19 protein-coding genes and 3 tRNA genes are annotated in these 19,858 nt (G+C 57.2%); 14 read left to right on the forward strand and 8 right to left on the reverse strand.

All coding sequences use genetic code 11. From position 1 onward, the window contains the following. Positions 1-62: 62 nt before the first annotated feature. A tRNA-Arg gene (locus ACQQCD_RS09795) sits at positions 63-138 on the reverse strand. 172 nt (positions 139-310) lie between these two features. Between ACQQCD_RS09795 and ACQQCD_RS09800 the strand changes: the two genes are divergently transcribed. From ACQQCD_RS09800 to ettA, 3 genes are all read left to right on the forward strand, one after another. Beyond that, entirely contained in the window at positions 311-886 is a 576-nt protein-coding gene (locus ACQQCD_RS09800; RefSeq protein WP_430268199.1) for a single-stranded DNA-binding protein, read from the forward strand. A 121-nt stretch (positions 887-1,007) separates the two neighbouring features. Further along, positions 1,008-1,562 (forward strand): DUF6993 domain-containing protein, encoded by a 555-nt coding sequence (locus ACQQCD_RS09805; RefSeq protein ID WP_430268200.1) that lies wholly within the window; start codon positions 1,008-1,010, stop codon positions 1,560-1,562. An 84-nt stretch (positions 1,563-1,646) separates the two neighbouring features. Next, the gene (gene ettA, locus ACQQCD_RS09810) at positions 1,647-3,329 is read left to right on the forward strand and encodes an energy-dependent translational throttle protein EttA (protein WP_430268201.1); all 1,683 of its coding nucleotides are present in this window, start codon (positions 1,647-1,649) and stop codon (positions 3,327-3,329) included. Positions 3,330-3,433: 104 nt separating this feature from the next. On the opposite strand, the gene ACQQCD_RS09815 is transcribed toward ettA, so the two are convergent. Beyond that, positions 3,434-4,363, reverse strand: a complete 930-nt coding sequence (locus ACQQCD_RS09815) for an acyl-CoA thioesterase (RefSeq protein ID WP_430268202.1) — start codon at positions 4,361-4,363, stop codon at positions 3,434-3,436. Positions 4,364-4,430: 67 nt separating this feature from the next. Here ACQQCD_RS09815 and ACQQCD_RS09820 point away from each other — a divergent pair, with 67 nt between their 5' ends. After that, positions 4,431-4,922 carry an acyl-CoA thioesterase gene (locus ACQQCD_RS09820; protein WP_430268203.1) on the forward strand — a complete coding sequence of 164 codons (492 nt, stop codon included), beginning with the start codon at positions 4,431-4,433 and terminating at the stop codon, positions 4,920-4,922. A gap of 195 nt (positions 4,923-5,117) precedes the next feature. Continuing rightward, complete coding sequence (locus ACQQCD_RS09825; RefSeq protein ID WP_430268241.1) at positions 5,118-5,738, forward strand: hypothetical protein; 621 nt, start codon at positions 5,118-5,120, stop codon at positions 5,736-5,738. Here the strand turns inward: ACQQCD_RS09825 and ACQQCD_RS09830 are convergent. The 4 genes from ACQQCD_RS09830 to pepN form a co-directional block, all read right to left on the reverse strand. After that, positions 5,678-6,154 carry a globin gene (locus ACQQCD_RS09830; protein ID WP_430268204.1) on the reverse strand — a complete coding sequence of 159 codons (477 nt, stop codon included), beginning with the start codon at positions 6,152-6,154 and terminating at the stop codon, positions 5,678-5,680. The two genes, ACQQCD_RS09825 and ACQQCD_RS09830, sit on opposite strands and share 61 nt — an antisense overlap. After that, a complete protein-coding gene (locus tag ACQQCD_RS09835) occupies positions 6,151-6,777 on the reverse strand; it encodes a mechanosensitive ion channel family protein (protein WP_430268242.1) in 627 nt (208 codons plus the stop codon). The genes ACQQCD_RS09830 and ACQQCD_RS09835 overlap by 4 nt, the downstream gene beginning before the upstream one ends. A 151-nt stretch (positions 6,778-6,928) precedes the next feature. Next, a complete protein-coding gene (locus ACQQCD_RS09840) occupies positions 6,929-7,420 on the reverse strand; it encodes an OsmC family protein (protein WP_430268205.1) in 492 nt (163 codons plus the stop codon). Between the two features lie 110 nt (positions 7,421-7,530). Further along, positions 7,531-10,092, reverse strand: coding sequence for an aminopeptidase N (pepN, locus tag ACQQCD_RS09845; protein WP_430268206.1), 2,562 nt, complete (start codon positions 10,090-10,092; stop codon positions 7,531-7,533). Positions 10,093-10,206: 114 nt separating this feature from the next. Here pepN and ACQQCD_RS09850 point away from each other — a divergent pair, with 114 nt between their 5' ends. The 3 genes from ACQQCD_RS09850 to ACQQCD_RS09860 are packed head-to-tail and all read left to right on the forward strand — an operon-like array spanning position 10,207 to position 12,641. Next, positions 10,207-11,184: a hypothetical protein gene (locus tag ACQQCD_RS09850; protein ID WP_430268207.1), complete on the forward strand. Its 978-nt coding sequence runs from the start codon at positions 10,207-10,209 to the stop codon at positions 11,182-11,184. Positions 11,185-11,229: 45 nt separating this feature from the next. After that, positions 11,230-11,724, forward strand: coding sequence for a ribose-5-phosphate isomerase (locus ACQQCD_RS09855; RefSeq protein WP_430268208.1), 495 nt, complete (start codon positions 11,230-11,232; stop codon positions 11,722-11,724). Further along, positions 11,724-12,641 (forward strand): Fpg/Nei family DNA glycosylase, encoded by a 918-nt coding sequence (locus ACQQCD_RS09860; RefSeq protein ID WP_430268209.1) that lies wholly within the window; start codon positions 11,724-11,726, stop codon positions 12,639-12,641. The genes ACQQCD_RS09855 and ACQQCD_RS09860 overlap by 1 nt, the downstream gene beginning before the upstream one ends. Before the next feature lie 2 nt (positions 12,642-12,643). Here ACQQCD_RS09860 and ACQQCD_RS09865 read toward each other — a convergent pair whose 3' ends face one another. Both ACQQCD_RS09865 and ACQQCD_RS09870 read right to left on the reverse strand, forming a co-directional pair. Beyond that, the gene (locus ACQQCD_RS09865) at positions 12,644-13,978 is read right to left on the reverse strand and encodes a D-alanyl-D-alanine carboxypeptidase family protein (RefSeq protein ID WP_430268210.1); all 1,335 of its coding nucleotides are present in this window, start codon (positions 13,976-13,978) and stop codon (positions 12,644-12,646) included. A gap of 254 nt (positions 13,979-14,232) precedes the next feature. Then, positions 14,233-14,303, reverse strand: a tRNA-Gly gene (locus ACQQCD_RS09870). Positions 14,304-14,569: 266 nt separating this feature from the next. On the opposite strand from ACQQCD_RS09870, the gene ACQQCD_RS09875 reads away from it, so the two are divergent. From ACQQCD_RS09875 to ACQQCD_RS09900, 6 genes are all read left to right on the forward strand, one after another. Then, positions 14,570-14,644 (forward strand) — tRNA-Pro (locus ACQQCD_RS09875). Between the two features lie 87 nt (positions 14,645-14,731). Continuing rightward, a complete protein-coding gene (gene tig / locus ACQQCD_RS09880; RefSeq protein ID WP_430268211.1) occupies positions 14,732-16,123 on the forward strand; it encodes a trigger factor in 1,392 nt (463 codons plus the stop codon). A gap of 228 nt (positions 16,124-16,351) precedes the next feature. Continuing rightward, on the forward strand, positions 16,352-16,948 hold the full coding sequence (locus ACQQCD_RS09885; protein ID WP_430268243.1) for an ATP-dependent Clp protease proteolytic subunit: 597 nt from the start codon (positions 16,352-16,354) through the stop codon (positions 16,946-16,948). Between the two features lie 39 nt (positions 16,949-16,987). Then, complete coding sequence (locus tag ACQQCD_RS09890; RefSeq protein WP_430268212.1) at positions 16,988-17,647, forward strand: ATP-dependent Clp protease proteolytic subunit; 660 nt, start codon at positions 16,988-16,990, stop codon at positions 17,645-17,647. 148 nt (positions 17,648-17,795) lie between these two features. Beyond that, positions 17,796-19,082: an ATP-dependent Clp protease ATP-binding subunit ClpX gene (gene clpX / locus ACQQCD_RS09895; protein ID WP_430268213.1), complete on the forward strand. Its 1,287-nt coding sequence runs from the start codon at positions 17,796-17,798 to the stop codon at positions 19,080-19,082. A gap of 88 nt (positions 19,083-19,170) precedes the next feature. After that, entirely contained in the window at positions 19,171-19,785 is a 615-nt protein-coding gene (locus ACQQCD_RS09900; protein ID WP_430268244.1) for a DsbA family protein, read from the forward strand. The last annotated feature ends 73 nt before the right edge of the window (positions 19,786-19,858 follow it).

The raw sequence follows: 19,858 nt of genomic DNA on the forward strand, positions 1-19,858 counted from the left end.
AGGGGTTTCTCTCTGTGAATGATGGAGCGGGACATATATGAACTATGTCCCGCTACATCACATGGTGCCCCAGGAGGGAATCGAACCCCCGACCGTCGGATTAGAAGGCCGCTGCTCTATCCTCTGAGCTACTGGGGCAGCGCCATTAATCCTAACAGCGAGCAGGCTTCCAACTGCGCTCTCACTTTTCCTCCACACCCACGAATTTGGGCGAGTTGTCCACATAGCGTCACTTTTCTCTCCCGCACCAACGGAATTGGCCACAGTCTGGAGGAGCCAACTTCGGCGCAACTAACGAGGAGAGATATTCATGAGTGACACCATTACAGTCCGCGGCTTTGTAGCCACAGAACCCCGTTCCGGAACCACTACCGGTGGCACACCAACGGTCAATTTCCGGATTGCCACCACGGAGCGGCGCTTCGACAAGGAAAACAGTGTCTGGGTGGATGGTCCAACAAATTGGTACACCATCTCTGCCTACCGCCATTTGGCAGGCAACGTGGTGTGCAGCGTCAAAAAGGGCCACCGCGTCCTGGTGGTCGGCAAACTCAAACTCCGGCAGTGGGAACATGAAGGCAAGCTCTACCACCAGGCCGAAATTGATGCCGACGCCATTGGGCACGACCTCGCATGGGGCACTGCAAACTATGTCCGCAACAGCAGTGCTACGCCTGCTTCGGCTGAAGGGGTTGGTGGTATGGCACCTGTTCACGTTGAAGGTGTGGGGACCGTTGGGGACGGGGGAGAACTGCTTGATGAGCAGTTGCCTGAAGACACCGATGGGGGCACAGATCCGTCCGGTGACGGGACAGAACCTTCTTCAGAGAACGACGCCGTTCCCACCAAAGCGAATAAGAGGACTCTTGCTATGGCTGGCGCGTGAGAGGAAGGCAGCCGGTAGCAAATCTCCGAGCCAACCGGGATACCTCGCGGGATCCGCAAGGGGATTAGAAGGCAGCGCAAGTCCTCGTGGAGTCGAGGGAGCATGGCAGAATGTCAGCATTATGAACACACGTTCGCGGCCGCACAGGGTGGGCTCAGCCATGAACCTCACGGGCAGGCTGAGGGTCATCGGTACCTCAGCCACAGCCGTCGCGGCCGCGGTTGTCTTGGCTGGCTGTTCCGTGTTTCCCTCGGCTCCGTCCAACGATGACTCGGGCATGGACGCCACAAACCGTGCCATAGCGGGTCCCCAAAGTTCTGGCCAAGCGAAAGCGCAGCAGCCCAACTCAGCTTCACCAAAAATTGCGACAACGTATTCGCCAGCCGTCAGTGCAATGTTGACCAAGCTTCAGGAGGCTGGCATAACTTCCACTGAAGCCGATTCCACAGCCACCACTGTCGCCTTGCGAAGTGCCATTGTGGCGCAGGGCATTGCAACCTCGGCGGTAGAGATCTCACAAAGCACAACGCCAACGGGGTTGGCGGCGGACGCGCTCACGGCGGCCGTCCGAGCCGATTCCCAGTGCGTGTACGTCCAAGTTCGGGACAAGACGGTGACCACCAGCGTGGTCAAGGCGCTAGCCAACGGCAAGTGCTTCCTGGGAGACCAACACTAGACGCCACCACCGTTCGGTAAATTCCGCGGGTTCAATATGGCCCCGAATATGAGAACCACCCGGCCACGCACTAGATTTGTACCCATGGCGGAATTTATTTACACGATGACCAAGGCCCGTAAGGCCGTTGGCGAAAAGGTAATCCTCGACGACGTAAACATGTCCTTCTTCCCCGGTGCCAAAATCGGTGTTGTTGGGCCTAATGGCGCCGGTAAGTCGACCATCCTCAAGATCATGGCCGGCTTGGACACTCCTTCCAACGGAGAGGCCCGGCTCAGCCCCGGTTACTCAGTGGGAATCCTCTTGCAGGAACCGCCGCTGAACGAAGAGAAGACCGTTCTGGGTAACGTCCAGGAAGGCGTTGGGGAGATCTACGGAAAGATCCAGCGCTTCAACGAGATCTCCGAGGAAATGGCCAACCCGGACGCAGACTACGATGCTCTGCTGGACGAGATGGGCAAGCTTCAAGAGGCCATTGACGCCGCCGACGCATGGGACCTCGATTCCCAGCTCGAGCAGGCCATGGATGCTCTGCGTTGCCCGCCCGGAGACGCTGACGTGACAGTCCTTTCCGGTGGTGAGCGCCGCCGTGTGGCGCTGTGCAAGCTTTTGTTGCAGAAGCCGGACCTGTTGCTTCTCGATGAGCCTACTAACCACTTGGATGCCGAGTCGGTGCTGTGGCTCGAGCAGCACCTGAGCAGCTACGCGGGCGCCGTATTGGCAGTCACTCACGATCGCTACTTCCTTGATCACGTTGCTGAGTGGATTTGTGAAGTGGACCGCGGCCGTCTGTACCCCTACGAGGGCAACTACTCCACCTACTTGGAGAAGAAGCGCGCTCGTTTGGAAGTTCAAGGCAAAAAGGATGCCAAGCTGGCACGCCGCTTGGCCGACGAACTCGACTGGGTTCGTTCCAACGCCAAGGGACGCCAAACCAAGTCCAAGGCACGTCTGGCACGTTACGAGGAAATGGCTGCAGAGGCAGACCGTACCCGCAAGCTGGACTTCGAAGAGATCCAGATCCCGCCGGGACCGCGCCTGGGCAGCCTGGTGCTCGAAGCAAAGAACCTGCAAAAGGGCTTCGATGACCGGACGCTCATTGACGGTTTGAGCTTTACGCTTCCGCGCAACGGCATTGTTGGTGTTATTGGCCCCAACGGTGTTGGTAAGTCCACGCTGTTCAAAACCATCGTGGGACTTGAACCCCTCGACGGCGGCGAGCTGAAGATCGGTGATTCTGTCAAGATTTCTTATGCTGACCAGAGCCGTGGCGGCATTGACCCGAACAAAACACTGTTCGAGGTTGTATCCGATGGCCTGGACTTCATCCAGGTGGGCAATGTAGAAATGCCATCTCGCGCTTACGTGGCCGCCTTCGGCTTCAAGGGCCCGGACCAGCAGAAGAAGGCAGGTGTTCTCTCCGGTGGTGAGCGCAACCGTCTGAATCTGGCTTTGACACTCAAACAGGGTGGCAACTTGTTGCTCCTCGATGAGCCCACTAACGACCTCGACGTGGAAACCCTAAGCAGCCTTGAAAACGCATTGCTTGAATTTCCCGGCTGTGCAGTGGTGGTCAGCCACGATCGCTGGTTCTTGGACCGAGTAGCAACCCATATCTTGGCTTACGAAGGCACTGAAGAGAACCCGGCCAACTGGTACTGGTTCGAGGGTAACTTCGAGTCTTACGAAGAGAACAAGGTGGAGCGTTTGGGTGCCGATGCTGCCCGTCCGCATCGCGTGACCCACCGTCGTTTGACTCGCGACTAGATCCTCAACGCCCCCTGGACACGCCGTCCGGGGAAGCGAATCAAAGAGTTCGACGGCGGCACCCAAAGAGGGTGCCGCCGTCGAACTCTTTTCTTTTGCCTGACTTAGCCCTTAGCACCTTGGCCGGGGATACGCAGCATTCCTTCTTGGGCTACTGAGGCCACATGAATACCGTCTCTCGAATAGATTTTTCCGGTGGCCAGGCCGCGAGCACCCTGAGCGCTGGGCGACTCTTGAACATACAACAACCATTCGTCGACCTTGACCGGGCGGTGCCACCACATGGCGTGATCCAAGCTGGCCACACTCATTCCTGGCGTAATCCAGCTGAGGTTATGGGCGCGCAAAATCGGCTCTAGAAGGGTGTAGTCGCTCGCGTAGGCCAGTGCAGCTTGGTGCAGGGCAGGGTCCTCTGGCATGGGGCCAAAGGTCTTCATCCATACGGCGTTGGTGGCCACAGCCTCAGTTCCACCCGAGAGGTACAGAGGTGTGTCCACGTGGCGAATGTCGAAGGGGCGCCCGAAGGACCACTGCTGAGCCACCGGGTGATCGAACTTACTGAGCAGTTCGGCCGTCGTGGGCAAAGACTCCGGGTCCGGCACACCGTCAGGCATCTGTGACTGGTGCTCCACACCCTCGTCCTCGACCTGGAAGGAGGCGATCATGGAGAGAATGGGCACCCCCTCTTGGTACGCATGCACACGTCGGGCCGAAAATGACCGCCCATCGCGCAAACGCTGAACGCCAAAGGTGATGGGCTGGTCAGCGTTGCCCGGACGCAAGAAGTAGCCGTGCATCGAGTGAACCAGCCGTTCAGGGTCCACTGTGGCATTGGCAGCAGCAATGGATTGAGCTAGGACTTGACCGCCGAAAACACGGCCACGTGGCTGCTCGTAGGTGTCCCCAACAAAGATGTCTTCATCCGTGCGGGCTCCTTCTAAGCCCCGTAGAGAAAGCAAGTCCAACAGTTTCTCGGTTTGCTGTTCTTGACTGTCCGCGGCGGAGGAATGTGGTGCTGAGATGGGCTCGGTCATGTAACGACTTTAGACGGCAGTGTTCAACCCGCTCAAATAGCGCCCGGCGAACTGCCAAAATGGATGGATGACTGATCAAGTACACCAAGGTCTCAGCTTCCCCATCCAAATTCGGTTTGGCGACATTGATTCGTATGGGCACGTAAACAACGTTACGTACCTCTCCTATTTGGAGGATGCACGCGTTCAGCTCATCCATCAAACGCTGGGGCAGGCAGCCGGTAATGGCGCCGCCGAAGAGGACACCTTTGACGACTTAGTGGGAGTGGAGAACTTCACGCTTGTTGGCCGACACGAGATCGAATATCTGTTGCCGTTGCACTTTCGCACCGAGCCAATCTTTGTGAATATTTGGGTGACAGCTATGGGTGGATCGAGTTTTGAATTCGGCTACTCAGTGGCTGAGGCTGATGGGTCGAAGACTTATGCTTTGGCGAGTTCGTCGATGGTTTTGGTCAATCGCGAATCCGGCCGGCCGGTGCGCTTGACGCCGGCCCAACGCCACGCTCTGGGTGTTTGGTCCGGGGAGCCGGTACCGTTCCGGCGCCGCCGCGGCTAATGACGCGAAAGTGCGTGATTACCCAAAAGTTCCTGATTGCCCGTAAATCCCCGGTTCCTCGAACGCTGGTTACGGCCTACTTCGCGTCTGGCTGCTGTACTCGGCTAGAGTCCTATAGTGCCAATCGACGAGAAATTGCCATCCGAATCCTTGATTTTTAGCGATGCTGGCGACCTTCGGGACCTGCAGACTTACATGGCCCGCGCCCGAGCCGTAGATGACGGTGCTGTACGTCTCTTCGCTCAAGGACGGGTTTTGGCCTGCTACGTATGCGTGTTGAAACCCACGCTGTTGGGAGAAGGTACCCCGACTATTTTGGGTTTACGCACGATGGCGCTCACCTCTGATGCCCAAGTGGACATCACCGTACCGATCTCGGCTGTCCTGGACCGTTTGGCGCGGCTGGGGGAGAACGACGTCGAATTGCCGCTTCCCGTTGTCACAGCCGCTGCGTCGTGGGCTGGCGTGTCAGCACCTCGCGGTCCGTGGACGCCCCAGGGCGCCGTAATGTCTGAGGACGTCAAAGCCCTGGCTATGGCGGGCATGAAAGAGGTTGCCGAGATCATCCCCGATCAGCCTGGGGCGCTAATCGTGAACAATGCCCGCGCCACAGTGTGGAGCCGGCCACTCTCGGAAACGAGTGAGCTACCGCTCGGCGCTGCGTTCGCCGCTTTCTCGCTGGGCTTCTTGGTACCCGGCACAGAGTTGAGCATGCTCAGCTCTGGCAGGTGGCAGCGACTGAGCAGCCCTCAGGGTCACGTGTTGGTGCGCGGCGCTGCAGCATTAACCATGGACAACGCAGCACGGTCCATATAATCCCTCAGGGTTGCATCGTGCAGTGGCGAAAGCTCTAAAGAATCAATGGCATGGTGCATGTGCTTGAGCCATCGGTCTTTCGCCTCGGGCGTGACCTCAAAGGGCATATGCCGCATACGCAATCGGGGGTGGCCACGTTCCTCGCCGTACGTTGTGGGCCCGCCCCAGTATTGTTCCAAGAACATCAAAAAGCGGCGCTTGGCGGGAGCTAGATCTTCCTCCGGATACATGGGTCGCAACAGCTCGTCATCGGCCACGCCGTCGTAAAAAACGTCGATCAACTTCACAAAGGTGGGGTGCCCGCCAACGGTATCGTAGAAGCTGTCGGTGTACCCAGGCTTGCTGAACGGATCGTTTTGCATCAGGTTCGGCCGTGCAGGGGTTCCTTGAGGTTGGATTGGCAATTGCTGGCTCATTCGCTGGCCTTCTGTCCTTCATGGGGTTGGTTATCTGTGGCTTCAATCACCGGGGAGTAGGTTCCTTGCGAACGGTTACCCACTCGGAGGATTTCGCCGTTGCGCAGATACCAGACAGCACCGTCTTCGCCACGAACGCGTGTGATGCGGAGACCCACCGCTTCAACAGTTCCCACTACTTCACTGGTCTCGATAAGGTCCCCAATGCCGTATTGGTCCTCAATGGTGATAAAAATTCCGGCGAGGAAGTCTCGGATCAACTGCTGGGCACCAAAACCAATTGCCACACCCAAAATGCCCACGCTGGTGAGTAGGGGAGCAATGTTTACACCTAGGGATTGCAAAACGTAGATGATCACAATGATCGAGATAAGAACGCCAACAACGCTGCTGAGCAACGATCCAATGGTCTCTGCTCGTTGAACCCGACGCTCGTGGTCAAGCGCACGTAGCGCCGGAGCTGCCCAGCGAAAATGCCGCTTCTTGAAGAACTCCGTGCCGTTGGCCGCCCGTTTGGTAATGCGTGCGATCAAAAATCTTGCTATCGCCCACACCAGAAGTCCAGCAACGATCGCAATCACTGCACCCACAAAATCAGCGGATGCGGCACCGAGAGCGGTCATTTGTTCGGCTTTGAGTACGGAATGCATTCCGGGCAGCAACTCCTCAAGTTTGTCTTCAGTCTTGTGTTCGCCGGGCGGGGAGAACCCGTCCAATATCAACCCTAGCGCCGTGGCGTTCGCCCAGGCACATCCTGATAATTGGAGACCAGTCCTAGCCCTGGACGGGAGCCGAAGCTACGTCAGTGGTGGGCTCGTGATGTACGGGGAAATTTACACTGCGGGCAATAAAACACAACTGATTGGCCCGCGTATGCAAAGACTGCGCTATTTCCGCGTGGGCCGGGTCAGCAACGCTTACCTGCGGATGAAGGGTTACTGAGGTGAACTCGCCACTGCCATCACGGTTCAATCGCATGACGCCTTCAGCGCGGTCGCTATAAGCGGTGACCACCACACCATTCTGAGCCGCAACATGCAAGTAGGAGAGCATGTGGCATTGAGCCAGTGCCGCGAGCAAGAGCTGCTCCGGGTTATAACGGTGAGGATCGCCCCGGAACGTGGGATCGGCCGATCCCTTGAGAGTGGGAAGCCCCGCGAATTCAATGTCATGATCCCGCCCGTAGTCGCGGTAGGAGGAGGTTCCCGTTCCACGATTACCAGTCCAAGTTACGGTTGCCGCATAGTGGTGCTGATCAAGACTCATGGGGACAGTCTAGAACTATCACCAGATGCCAAGAGCCAGACGCTAAGAGCCGCTGGTCGCCGGAAGATTCCAGTGGCCAGCGGCTCCTGATAAGTCAGCCGTCAGGCGGCCTAGACGTCAGCCGCGCGGGCTCGCAAAGCTCGGGCAACGCCGTCGCGGTTCTCAAGCATCATGCGACGCAACGGTGCCTGATCAGCGCTGAGGCCAGCGATAAAAGCATCTGACGCGTCCACGGTTTCCTGAGTGGTCAGCTGTGCGGGATAAAGGCCCACCACAATTTGCTGTGCCAGAGCCAGTGTGCGGTTCTTCACGATTCCCTCGATCGAGGCAAAGTACTTGCCGGCAAACGGCTCAAGTAAAGCAACGTCTGGTACCCGAGTGAAGCCGCTGACCGCTGAGGCCTGGAAGGCGTTGGAAAGCTCGCCAGTAACAACAATTGAGTTCCACGCCTTGGCCTTGGCCTCGGCTGTGGGGATAGCCGCCGTGGCCAAAGCTGCAGCATTCTGGCCGCTTGCCGTGTTGTCTCGTGTGAGCTCTTCGGCAATGTCCGCTTCGCCTAAGCGCCCGCCAACCACCAAAGAGGTCAGCAGTTCCCACCGCAGGTCCTGCTCAATGTCTAGGCCCTCCAGAGACTCCGTGCCTTCAAGGAGCGCTGCAACAGTATCCAAGTGAGTGCTGTTGCTGGCCAGTAGCGCGAAGTTCTTGACGAACTGGAATTGGTGATCCGAACCAGCCTTAGCCGCCCGTGCCAGATCCCAAAGCGCCCCCGCCGCCTTCTCCTTGGTTGCAGCCCGGTGCTCGGCAGCAACGTAGAAGGTCAAGGTGGTCACAAGCTGCCGCAACTGAACCATAACTACTGAGGAATCAGACTCGTGGGCGATGTTGGCCAAGATCAGGTCAACATACTCACGTGCTGGTGTTTCGCCGTCGCGGGCTGCATCCCAAGCCGAGGCCCATACCAGGGTGCGCGGCAACGGATCAGCAAAGTCCTTTAGATGTGCCTTAGCCACTGTCAATGATTCAGGATCTAAGCGAACCTTCGCGTAGGCGAGGTCGCCGTCATTGAGCAGAATCAGTTCGGCACGCTTGGTACCGATCAGCTCGGTGACGGACGTGCGCTCGCCGTCAACGTCCAGCTCCACCCGGCTCACCGAACGCAGCTTGCCCTTGGCATCAAGGGAGTAGCCGCCCACTGCCAAACGGTGCGGCCGGATGGTTGGCTGATCCGCCGTCGCGCTCTGCACAATGTCAAAGGCGGTGATGGTGCCATCAGCGTCAACGGTGATTTCAGGTGTGAGTGTGTTAACACCAGCGGTTTCAAGCCAGAGTTTGCCCCAAGAATCCAGGTCGCGGCCGCTAGAAATTTCTAACTCGGTCATCAGATCGCTGAGTTCAGTGTTCTTCCACGAGTGTTTGCGGAAATACTCGCGCACACCAGACATAAACTCTTCCGGTCCAACCCACGCAACCAACTGGCGAAGCACTGATGCGCCCTTAGCGTAGGTGATGCCATCGAAGTTCACTTCAACGTCCTGCAAGTCGTTGATGTCAGCGAAAATCGGGTGCGTTGTGGGCAACTGGTCCTGGCGGTAGGCCCAAGACTTCTCCACGGAAGCGAAAGTAGTCCACGCGCCTTCAAACTCTGTATTCTCCACAGCAGCCAAGTGGGACATGTACTCGGCAAAGGATTCGTTGAGCCACAGATCGTTCCACCAACGCATGGTGACCAGATCGCCAAACCACATGTGTGCAAGTTCGTGCAGGACGGTAATGGCGCGGCGTTCCACCTGAGCACCAGTAACTTTTCCGCGGAATACGTAGCCCTCAAGAATGGTCACGGCACCAGCGTTTTCCATGGCTCCAGCATTAAATTCCGGAACAAAAAGCTGGTCGTATTTCTCGAAGGGGTACGGGGTGCCGAACTGCTTTTCGTAGAATTCGAAGCCTTGGCGGGTCAACGTAAAAATGTTTTCGGCGTCGAGGTACTGCATGAGTGACTTGCGGGCGAACACGCCCAAGGGAACGGTGCGGCCGTCCGCGCTGGTGACTTCGCTGTGAACACCCTCATATGGACCGGCAATCAACGCCGTGATGTATGAGGAAATACGCCGGGTAGGTGCGAACTCCCACGTTGAGTAAGCAACGCCGTCGGCCCGTGCCTCGGCGCCTACTGGCTCTGGAGTGGGGGAGTTGGAGATGACATTCCAGTAGGAAGGCGCCGTAACGGTGAACTGGAAAGATGCTTTGAGATCGGGCTGTTCAAACACGGCGAACATGCGGCGAGAGTCCGGGACTTCAAATTGTGTGTAGAGGTATACCTCTGAGTCCACGGGGTCCACAAAGCGGTGCAGGCCCTCACCGGTGTTCATATACGGAGCCTCAGCCACAATGGTCAGTTCATTCTCGGCAGCCAAATCAGGCAAAGCAATCCGCACACCATCGGAAACCACCGACGGGTCCAGCTCGCGGCCGTTCAACGTTACCGAGGCAACGGAATCGGTCACCGCATCAATGAACGACGACGAACCAGCCACTGCTTTGAACCGAACCACCGTGGTGGAACCGAAAACACGGTCGCCGCGGCTCAAATCGAGCGTGACGTTGTACTGCTCCACGTTCAGTAGCTCGGCGCGCTCGCGGGCTTCCTCGCGGGTCAGATTCATTCCTGGCATTAAGGCTTCCTCCAATAGTGGGAGTGGGGCCGTAGTCAAGTGATCTGCGGCACTATGAAATCATTCTTTCATTGATCGGGCGCCAAGCAAGCCCGGCTGGAATAACGTGGACATATGAGCTCTCCAAGCATCAACAGCGCACCCCGCTGGGATCACCGTGCACTGCGTTTTGCCATCGGGTTTCCGGTGGTGTTGAGTGCGGCGTTTGTTATTGCGACCTCGAGCCTTTCCTCGAGGCTGCCCTCACCCGTAGCCATCATGTGGGACGGTGCTGGCGCGCGTGCTTTTGTGCCCTTTGGAACATACATGCTGGTGGCTGTTGGCACGATCCTTCTAGTGGGGGTGGCACTGCTTTTGCAGACCGTCTCGCTAGCCAGACCAGTGGTCATGAGACGAATACTGATGGCCCTAGGGATTGCTGCTGACCTCTTCCTGGTGACAGTTTTTGCCGCCGGACTGGTAGGCCAGCTCAATGTGGCAGATGCCCGCAACTCCCACGTTGACACCATGGTGCTGCTGCTCGGTAGTGGAGCCGCCGTGACCCTCGCGCTGGTGATGGGCATGCTCTACAAACCGGACGAGAAATGGAGCCCAGCGGATGACCGCGCACTGGAACGTGAACTCCTTTTGGAAGCGAATCCAGAAGCAGAAGATGACCAATGGTCATCTTGGGTTCATGCGCGCAGCTCAATCTTTGTGATGCTGGGGATTGGTTTTTTGATGCCAGCAGCCCTGCTTGTCCCGCTGGTTCCCTGGCTTTCGGGGCTACTGGTCGTGGTTGCGCTAGTGATTGCGGCCTGTTTGTTCTACCGCATTTATGCGGATCAGGATCGTCTGCAGATTCGTATTGCCGGGGTGCTGCCGTTTCTCAAAACCCAAGCAGGCCATCTCGACTCGGCCACGGCTACAACACTGGATGCCAACAATCACGGCGGGTGGGGGCCGCGCTTACACCACAACAGCCGCTCCATCCTGGTCAGCAGCGGAGCTGGAGTGATGCTGAACTTCACAGATGGACGCAGCGCTGTCCTCGGCACCAAAACACCAGAGGACGCAGAATCCCTCGCCGCGCATCTGAATGCTTGGCGCTAGTAGGCTATAGACCAACACCACAGGCTTCAACGAATGGATTGTTCCGTGACTTCAACTGCCACCACACCCCGCGTACACATTGCCACTGACCACGCAGGGATGGAGCTTAGCGCCCACCTCATGAGCCACCTCAGTGCCAAAGGCTACGAAGTGGTTGACCACGGACCCACCGAATATGACGCATTGGATGACTACCCGGCCTTCTGCATCAACGCTGCGCTCGCAGTGGTTGCTGATCAAAGCGCCGGAGTCCACGCCCTCGGAATTGTTTTGGGCGGATCCGGTAATGGCGAACAAATCGCCGCAAACAAGGTCAAGGGAATCCGTGCAGCGCTGGCTTGGAATCTGGACACGGCACGTCTGGCTCGCGAGCACAATGACGCAAACGTTATTGCGGTTGGTGGGCGTCAGCACACTGTTGAGGAAGCTACTCAACTGATTGAAGCGTTTTTGGTAGAACCGTTCAGCCACGACGAACGCCACATGCGCCGAATCGGCAAGATTGCCCAGTATGAGACCACTGGCGAGGTCATCGCTTAGTGCCTGAAGGGCATTCAGTCCGACGCTTGGCCATTCAGTTTGCAGACGTTTTTGCAGGTGAGCAGCTAGCCGCCTCCAGCCCGCAGGGCAGGTTCAAGGACGGCGCGCGACTCCTTGACGGCCAGCGTCTAGTGGACGCTCAAGCGCACGGCAAACAACTCTTTTTGGGCTTCGAGAACCAGCTGGTTTTGCACGTGCACTTGGGACTTTACGGTGCTTGGGAGTTTGGTGGTGACGCCACTTTCAGTGGTGCTTCAAGTATCGGTGCGCCGCGGAAAATCGGTGAGAGCGAATCTTTTGAGGACACGTCCAGTGCTCCTTATAAGGGGCCACCAGAACCGCGGGGTGCTATTCGTGTCCGGTTAGTCTCTGAGCACGGCTGGGCGGATCTGCGCGGTGCCAGCCGTTGTGATGTTATTACTGAACCGGAAGCCTCGGAGCGCCGGGCCAAGCTGGGGCCAGATCCCTTGCACAGCCAAACGGGGCTGCATGGTCAAACTGGTGACGAACAGCGGTTTGTGGGCGGTCTCCGGCGGCGACGTACCGCCGTCGGACAGTTGTTAATGGACCAAAGTGTGGTCGCGGGTATCGGCAACATTTACCGGGCAGAGCTGTTGTTCCGGGCCGGTATTAATCCGTTTGTGCCAGGTACCGAGGTGAGTGAAAGCGCCGCCTCGGCGCTGTGGGCAGATGCCACACGGTTAATGTCCGACGGCGTCAAGGACGGGCGGATTATCACCACACCACCGGACTTTTGGTCACCTGAGTTGCTGGCGGTTGACGGCCTTGCCGCGCCAGAAGACTCCCACTTTGTCTATAAACGCATCGGGTTACCGTGCAGAAAGTGCGGCACAGCTGTGGCACTCACTGAAGCGGCCGCCCGGAAACTCTACTGGTGCCCTAGCTGCCAGCACTAGTTTTAGTACCTGGGAGCTGCTGGCAAGCTGAAACGTTGTTCAAGTGTGGGAATCTTGCGGATGTGCATATCCGTAGACAATGGCGTGCCTACGTATCGCAAATGCCATGGTTCGTAGGAATATCCGGTGATGTTGGTATAGCCGTTGGGGTAGCGAACAATAAAGCCGTACCGCCACGCATTGGCCTTTGCCCAAGCACCGGAACGGGTGTTTTCAAAACACGGCAACAGCCCACACTGGCCGCTCGAATCGCCGATGTCTAGGACCAGCCCGGTTTGGTGTTCGCTATAACCAGGCCGGGCTGAAATCAGGTCAGCCTGTGCCTGACCGTACATGCCCACATAGTTGTAGTAGAGCGATTTCTGCGTGGCGTAGCTGCGGTAACCACTAACCGCTGTCATTCCAGCACCAGCGGCACGGGCGGCAGCAATGAGTCGCTGCATAGCTAAACCAGCAGTGCGCTCCATCGTGGCACCGTAGACGTTGATAGTGGCTGCCGGCCCATAAGTGATGGGGGAGAGCGGACGGCGTTTGTTGATCACAGGCACGCTGGGGGCAGCAGCGGCATTGAAATGCGTGCGCGCCCCAGCCTTTGCAGTCCAGTCGACGTATCCGCCTTCAAAACTCTGTTTGCAGTAGCCGTTGGTGCAGTTCTCGTTGGTCTTGGGGTAACCAAGGCGGCCCTTCTCGCCGCCTTGGTTGATCCAGGCTGTCTGGATCGCACCACCATGAGTGCTCCACGCGCCGGTCCCGGACTGCCACCAGATCACACCGCCTTGAAATTGTTGCTTGCACCCGCCGCGAACCAAGCGACAGTTCTGTGTGGCAACGGGGTAAGCGAGAAAGCCGTTGTGTAGCTTGAGGGAGGCATAGCGTGTCAACATGGCGCCATGGACGGGGACTGCCCCAGACGCGGCGCTCCAATACAGGCTTCCTTTGGCAAATTTTTGATAGCAGCCTGAATTCCGCTGGCCGCAGTATTCAGCGGTGGTGGGGTAGCCCAAAGTACCGTGTTCTGAGCCCTCTGCCACCCAACGAGTATGGATGGCTCCTCTGTGCACTATTTGCGCACCGGTGCTGGAGCTCCAGATGATGATCCCCATGGTGAAGGAACGATAGCAGCCGGAGTTCACCAAGTTACATGCGGTGGGGGCCTTCGAGGCGCCGAGTCTGCTGGCAACACCCGGCTTGGCGTAGACGGCGGCAATGGCGGCTGGTCCGGCTGATGCGGCCTCTGCGGTGCTGATCATGGCAGGGCCGGCTATGAACCCTGCGCTCAAGAGCATAGCTGTGCCAAGGGTGGTGAGTGTGCGAGTAAGTTTTCCAAGCGAAGACATGGCGACCCCCGGGCCACAGAATCCAATGAGTTTGCAATCCTCAAGCTACGCCGCTGACTACGGGGCGTAAACCCTTTTGCCCGCTGAAACGTGTGCCAGCTCAAACTTGTGCCAGCTGAAACCAAGGGCGGAGGATCGTGCGCAGACGAGCCGAAAAACGAAAATAGTCATCCCGGATAAACCGGAATGACTATTGAACGAGTAATTCAAGTTACTCAATACTGCATTATCTCAACGATTCGATAAGGCAAAAGAGGGGACGACGGGAATCGAACCCGCGTAATCAGTTTGGAAGACTGAGGCTTTACCATTAAGCTACGTCCCCGAGCGCCAGAGCCTGGCTCGCGGCAACCCCCTGAGCATAGCAACGTCTCAGATTCCCGCGCAAATCCACTCTGATGGTGTGGCTGTTACGCAGCCGCTGAAATCCTCCGGTATTTCCGCTGACTTCACTCGAAGCGGCGTTGTAGCGCTCTCGCTGGGACGCAATGGATGGGTCAAAGCAAGCTGCTTTACCGTGTAAAGTTGATGCTCGTAGAACACAGATGTGCATTTGCGGCCAAATTGCCCGTAGACTGTCCTGTGCACTTACGGGGTGTAGCTCAGCTTGGCTAGAGCGCCTGCTTTGGGAGCAGGAAGTCGCAGGTTCAAATCCTGTCACCCCGACTCTGCGAGGCATTATTGCCGCCGGTATCGGATTGCGGTCCGGCGGCGCAGAACCTTATCCCAGAAACCAATCAGGAGTTCTACGCTGTGAAGAGCGCTGTCGAAAACCTCACGCCCACTCGGGTCAAGCTTGACGTTGAGGTTCCTTTTGAGGAATTGAAGCCAAGCATTGACGCGGCCTACAAGACTGTTGCAAACCAGATTCAGGTTCCGGGTTTCCGTAAGGGCAAGGTTCCCTCCAAAATGATTGACCAGCGCGTGGGTCGTGGCTACGTGTTGGAGACAGCCATCAACGACGGCCTCAACGGCTGGTACCAGGCTGCTGTCGAAGAAACCGCAATCCGTCCGTTGAGCCGCCCTGAGGTTGAAATCACCGAAGTTCCGGACCCCACCTCCACCGATGGCGTCTTGAAGTTCCACGTAGAGGTAGATGTTCGCCCGGAAATCGAACTCCCGGACTACGCAGGCATCAAAGTTGATGTAGCTGCAGCCGAGTCTTCCGACGCAGACGTCGACACCGCTTTGGACGAACTTCGCGGCCGTTTCGGTACCCTGAAGTCCGTTGACCGTCCCGCTAAGGATGGGGACTTCCTCACCATCGACATCACCGCAACCATCGACGGCGAAGATGTTGACTCAGCAACCGGCCTTTCCTACCAGGTCGGTGCGGGCACCATGCTGGACGGCCTCGATGAGGCCGTAACCGGCCTGTCCGCTGACGAAGACGCAATCTTCGACACCACTTTGGTAGGCGGCGAGCACGCTGGTGAAGCAGCTCAGGTCAAGGTTGTAGTCCAGACTGTCAAGGAGCGCGAGCTTCCCACCGCTGATGACGACTTTGCTCAGCTGGCTTCCGAATTCGACACCCTCGCTGAACTGCGCGAAGACTTGGCCAAGCAGGCTGCTGAGTCCAAGATTGTTGAGCAGGGCGTAGAGGCTCGCGACAAGGTCCTGGACAAGCTCGTTGAGCTGGTTGAGGTTCCGGTTCCGGCTTCTGTTGTTGAAGAGCAGCTCGAGTCCCACTTCTCCTCTGAGAACGCACACGGCGACACCGAGCACGACACCGAAGAGCACCGCGCAGAGGTCAAGGCCAACACGGAGCGTGCTTTCCAGAACGAAGTTATCCTTGACGCCATTGCTGACAAGGAAGAAGTTGGTGTCAGCCAGAACGAGCTCATCGACTACATCGTGAGCACTGCAAGCCAGTACGGCATGGACCCGAACCAGTTCGCTCAGATGATCGACCAGTCCGGCCAGGTTCCGATGATGGTTGCTGAAGTTCGCCGTCGCAAGGCTCTTGCAGTTGTTTTGGGCAAGGCTGAGGTTACTGACTCCGAAGGCAACGCTGTTGACCTGAGCGACTTTGTACGCTCCGGTGAAGAGATCGCCGCTGAGGCTGCTGCAGCCGAGGCAACTGATGAGGCCAGCGAAGAGTCTGAGACTGTTGCCTCGGATGATCCTGCATCCGCCAAGTTCTAGTAGTCCTGTGGAAGGCTAGTTCCTTCTAGGTCTAAAGTGCCGCCCCAGATCCTTTGATCTGGGGCGGCACTTTTGTGTTTGGCCAATCGTGCGCCGTCAGCGAACAGGGGCTTTTTGGCGAACAAATGCGCGGTCAAAACAGTTAGTGTCCAAGTAGTGAATTTTCGTGATGAAAGCATCACCAGCGAGAGGTAAGCACTCATGACACAGCAAGCATCCAGCCCCCGGATGGCCAGCGTAGATCCGGCCGCCCAGGATAACTACATCTACAACCGCCTGCTCAAGGAGCGCATCATCTGGCTTGGTTCAGAGGTTCGTGACGAGAACGCCAACGCCATTTGCTCGCAATTGCTGTTGCTCTCGGCTGAGGATCCTGAGAAGGACATTTACCTCTACATCAACTCGCCTGGTGGATCAGTGACTGCCGGTATGGCTATCTACGACACCATGCAGTTCATTCCGAATGACGTTGTCACAGTGGCAACAGGTCTTGCCGCTTCCATGGGACAGTTCTTGCTGTCCTCTGGTACCAAGGGCAAGCGTTACGCCACACCGAATGCTCGTATCCTGATGCACCAGCCTTCCGGCGGCATTGGCGGTACCGCCTCTGACATTAAGATCCAGGCCGAACTTATTTTGCACATGAAGAAGGTTATGGCCGAGCTCACTGCAGACCAGACTGGCCAGACCGTGGAGACCATCCTCAAGGACAATGACCGCGACAAGTGGTTCACAGCAGAAGAGGCCTTGGCTTACGGCTTCTTCGACAAGATCTCCGCAAGCGCTGGAACGGTATCCGGTGGCGGCGGTACGGCTGCTAAGTAACCGTCCGAAGCGAAACTTTTAGATTCAGGAGTAATGAACATGAACCACAACTTCGGATGGTCCGCTGGCAACTTGCCGACGAGCCGCTATGTATTGCCGCAGTTCGAAGAGCGCACACCCTATGGCTTCAAGCGCCAAGACCCTTACACCAAGCTCTTTGAGGACCGCATCATCTTCCTCGGTGTTCAGGTTGACGACGCTTCGGCAGACGACATCATGGCCCAGCTCTTGGTCCTTGAGTCCACTGACCCAGACCGCGACATCACCTTGTACATCAACTCGCCCGGTGGTTCTTTCACCGCGATGACGGCAATTTACGACACCATGCAATACATCCGCCCTGAAATTCAGACGGTGTGCTTGGGTCAGGCTGCATCGGCTGCAGCGGTACTGCTCGCAGCTGGTACTCCGGGTAAGCGACTGGCACTGCCGAACGCTCGCGTTTTGATTCACCAGCCGGCACTCTCAGGTGGTCAGGGAGGTCAGGCTTCTGACCTGGAAATCCAGGCCAACGAAGTAATGCGTATGCGCACCTGGCTTGAGGACACTCTTGCCCTGCACTCCGGCCGGACTTCGGAGCAGGTCAACAATGACATTGAGCGCGACAAGATCCTGACGGCGGCAGAAGCCCTCGATTACGGTCTGATTGACCAGGTTCTCGAGACCCGGAAGATCAAGCCGACGGCGATCAGCAAGTAAGAACTGTAAAAACTTAAGCCGGTGGCGTCCTTCATCTGGACTCCACCGGCGTTTGTTTACCAGACGCCCGCGTCATGGTGTCTTAGAGTAGAAATAGTCGTCTACGAGGTGGACGGTAAATAGCAGTAGTACACGAAGGGATTCATTTATGGCTCGGATCGGCGAAAGCACGGATCTGCTGAAGTGTTCCTTTTGTGGCAAAAGCCAGAAGCAAGTGCGCAAGCTCATTGCTGGCCCTGGTGTTTACATCTGTGACGAATGCATCGAATTGTGCAACGAGATCATCGAAGAGGAGCTCGCGGAAGTAGCGGACCTCGGAAACTTCGAGTTGCCTAAGCCGCGGGAGATTTTCGACTTCCTGCAGGAATACGTTATTGGTCAGGAACCAGCCAAACGTTCACTCGCCGTCGCCGTGTACAACCATTACAAGCGCATTCAGGCCGGTCATGCTCCTAAGGGCGGCGCTTTGGCCGAGGGCCATCACGACGACGTTGAGATCGCCAAGTCCAATATCTTGCTGATCGGCCCCACCGGTTGTGGAAAGACCTATCTTGCACAAACCCTTGCCCGCCGCTTGAACGTTCCGTTCGCGGTAGCCGATGCGACGGCGCTCACCGAGGCCGGTTATGTGGGCGAGGACGTTGAGAACATTCTTCTCAAGCTGATCCAAGCCGCAGACTATGACGTCAAAAAGGCTGAGCAGGGAATCATCTACATCGATGAGATTGACAAAATCTCGCGTAAATCTGAGAACCCTTCCATCACCCGTGACGTTTCAGGAGAAGGTGTTCAACAGGCACTTTTGAAGATCTTGGAGGGCACCGTTGCTTCGGTTCCGCCGCAGGGTGGGCGCAAGCACCCGCACCAAGAATTTATTCAGATCGACACCACCAACGTGCTCTTTATTGTGGCTGGCGCCTTCGCCGGTCTGGAAGAGATCATTGGCTCGCGCTCGGGCCGTAAGGGAATTGGCTTTGGTGCCCCGCTCAATGAAGCACGGGACCAAGTGGATTCCTACGCGGAGGTTATGCCCGAGGACCTCCTCAAGTTCGGTCTGATCCCTGAGTTTATTGGCCGGCTTCCCGTGATCACGACCGTCTCCAACTTGGACCGCACAGCGCTGATCCAGATCCTCTCGGAGCCTAAGAACGCACTGATCAAGCAATATAAGAAAATGTTCTTGCTGGACGGTGTGGAACTTGAATTTGAAGACGCCGCCTTGGACGCGATCGCTGATCAAGCACTCGAGCGGGGGACCGGTGCTCGTGGTCTCCGCGCCATTTTGGAAGAAGTGCTGTTGCCGGTGATGTTTGACCTCCCCAGCCGTGAGGACATCGCTACAGCAGTTGTCACCGAGGATGTTGTTCTGAACAAGGCCCAGCCCACGCTGATCGCCCATGATGTGGTGGCCAAACGGCGGAATAAGTCCGCGTAATCTTTTGCTGTGATTGACGACGACGGAGGTCAACGCCGTCGTGCCCGCACCGCTTTTTGGTGGTGAAGAACTGAACCCAGGAGCTGTTTTGACTCTTCCAGAATCCAACACTGCCGATTTTTGGTTTGACCCGGTTTGCCCCTTTGCTTGGGTGACATCGCGGTGGATCGGCGAAGTGGAGAGTGTCCGCAACATCACCACCAATTGGCACGTAATGAGCTTGGCTGTGCTCAATGACGGCCGCGACTTGGACGAAGAGTACCGCGCATTTATGGACAAGGCATGGGGACCAGTTCGTGTCATCATCGCAGCTCAGGAATTGCACGGCGCCGAGTACATCAAGCCGCTCTACGATGCCATGGGCACGGAAATTCACAACAACGGCAACAAAGACCACGCTGACGTGATTAGCAAGGCCCTGGCCAGCACCGGACTGCCGGCTGACTTGGCACGCTTTGCTGATTCCAACGAGTATGACGATGCGTTGCGGGCTAGCCATGAGTCCGGCATTTCGCTTGTGGGCCAGGACGTTGGAACACCGGTGGTGTCTTTCAACGGCACTGCATTCTTTGGCCCCGTGCTGACCCGTATTCCGCGGGGTGAAGAGGCGGGCAAGATCTGGGACGCTACGGTCACCTTGGCGCAGTTCCCGTACTTCTTTGAGATCAAGCGCAGCCGGACCGAGATGCCGTCCTTCGACTAAGACGTCCGCTGGAACACTACTCCAAAAGCCTTGATCAAATAAAGCTGAGCACAACAAAAACCCCGCACCGAAC

This window comes from Pseudarthrobacter sp. J1763 (genome assembly GCF_050490295.1).
Classification (GTDB): Bacteria; Actinomycetota; Actinomycetes; order Actinomycetales; family Micrococcaceae; genus JBNPEO01.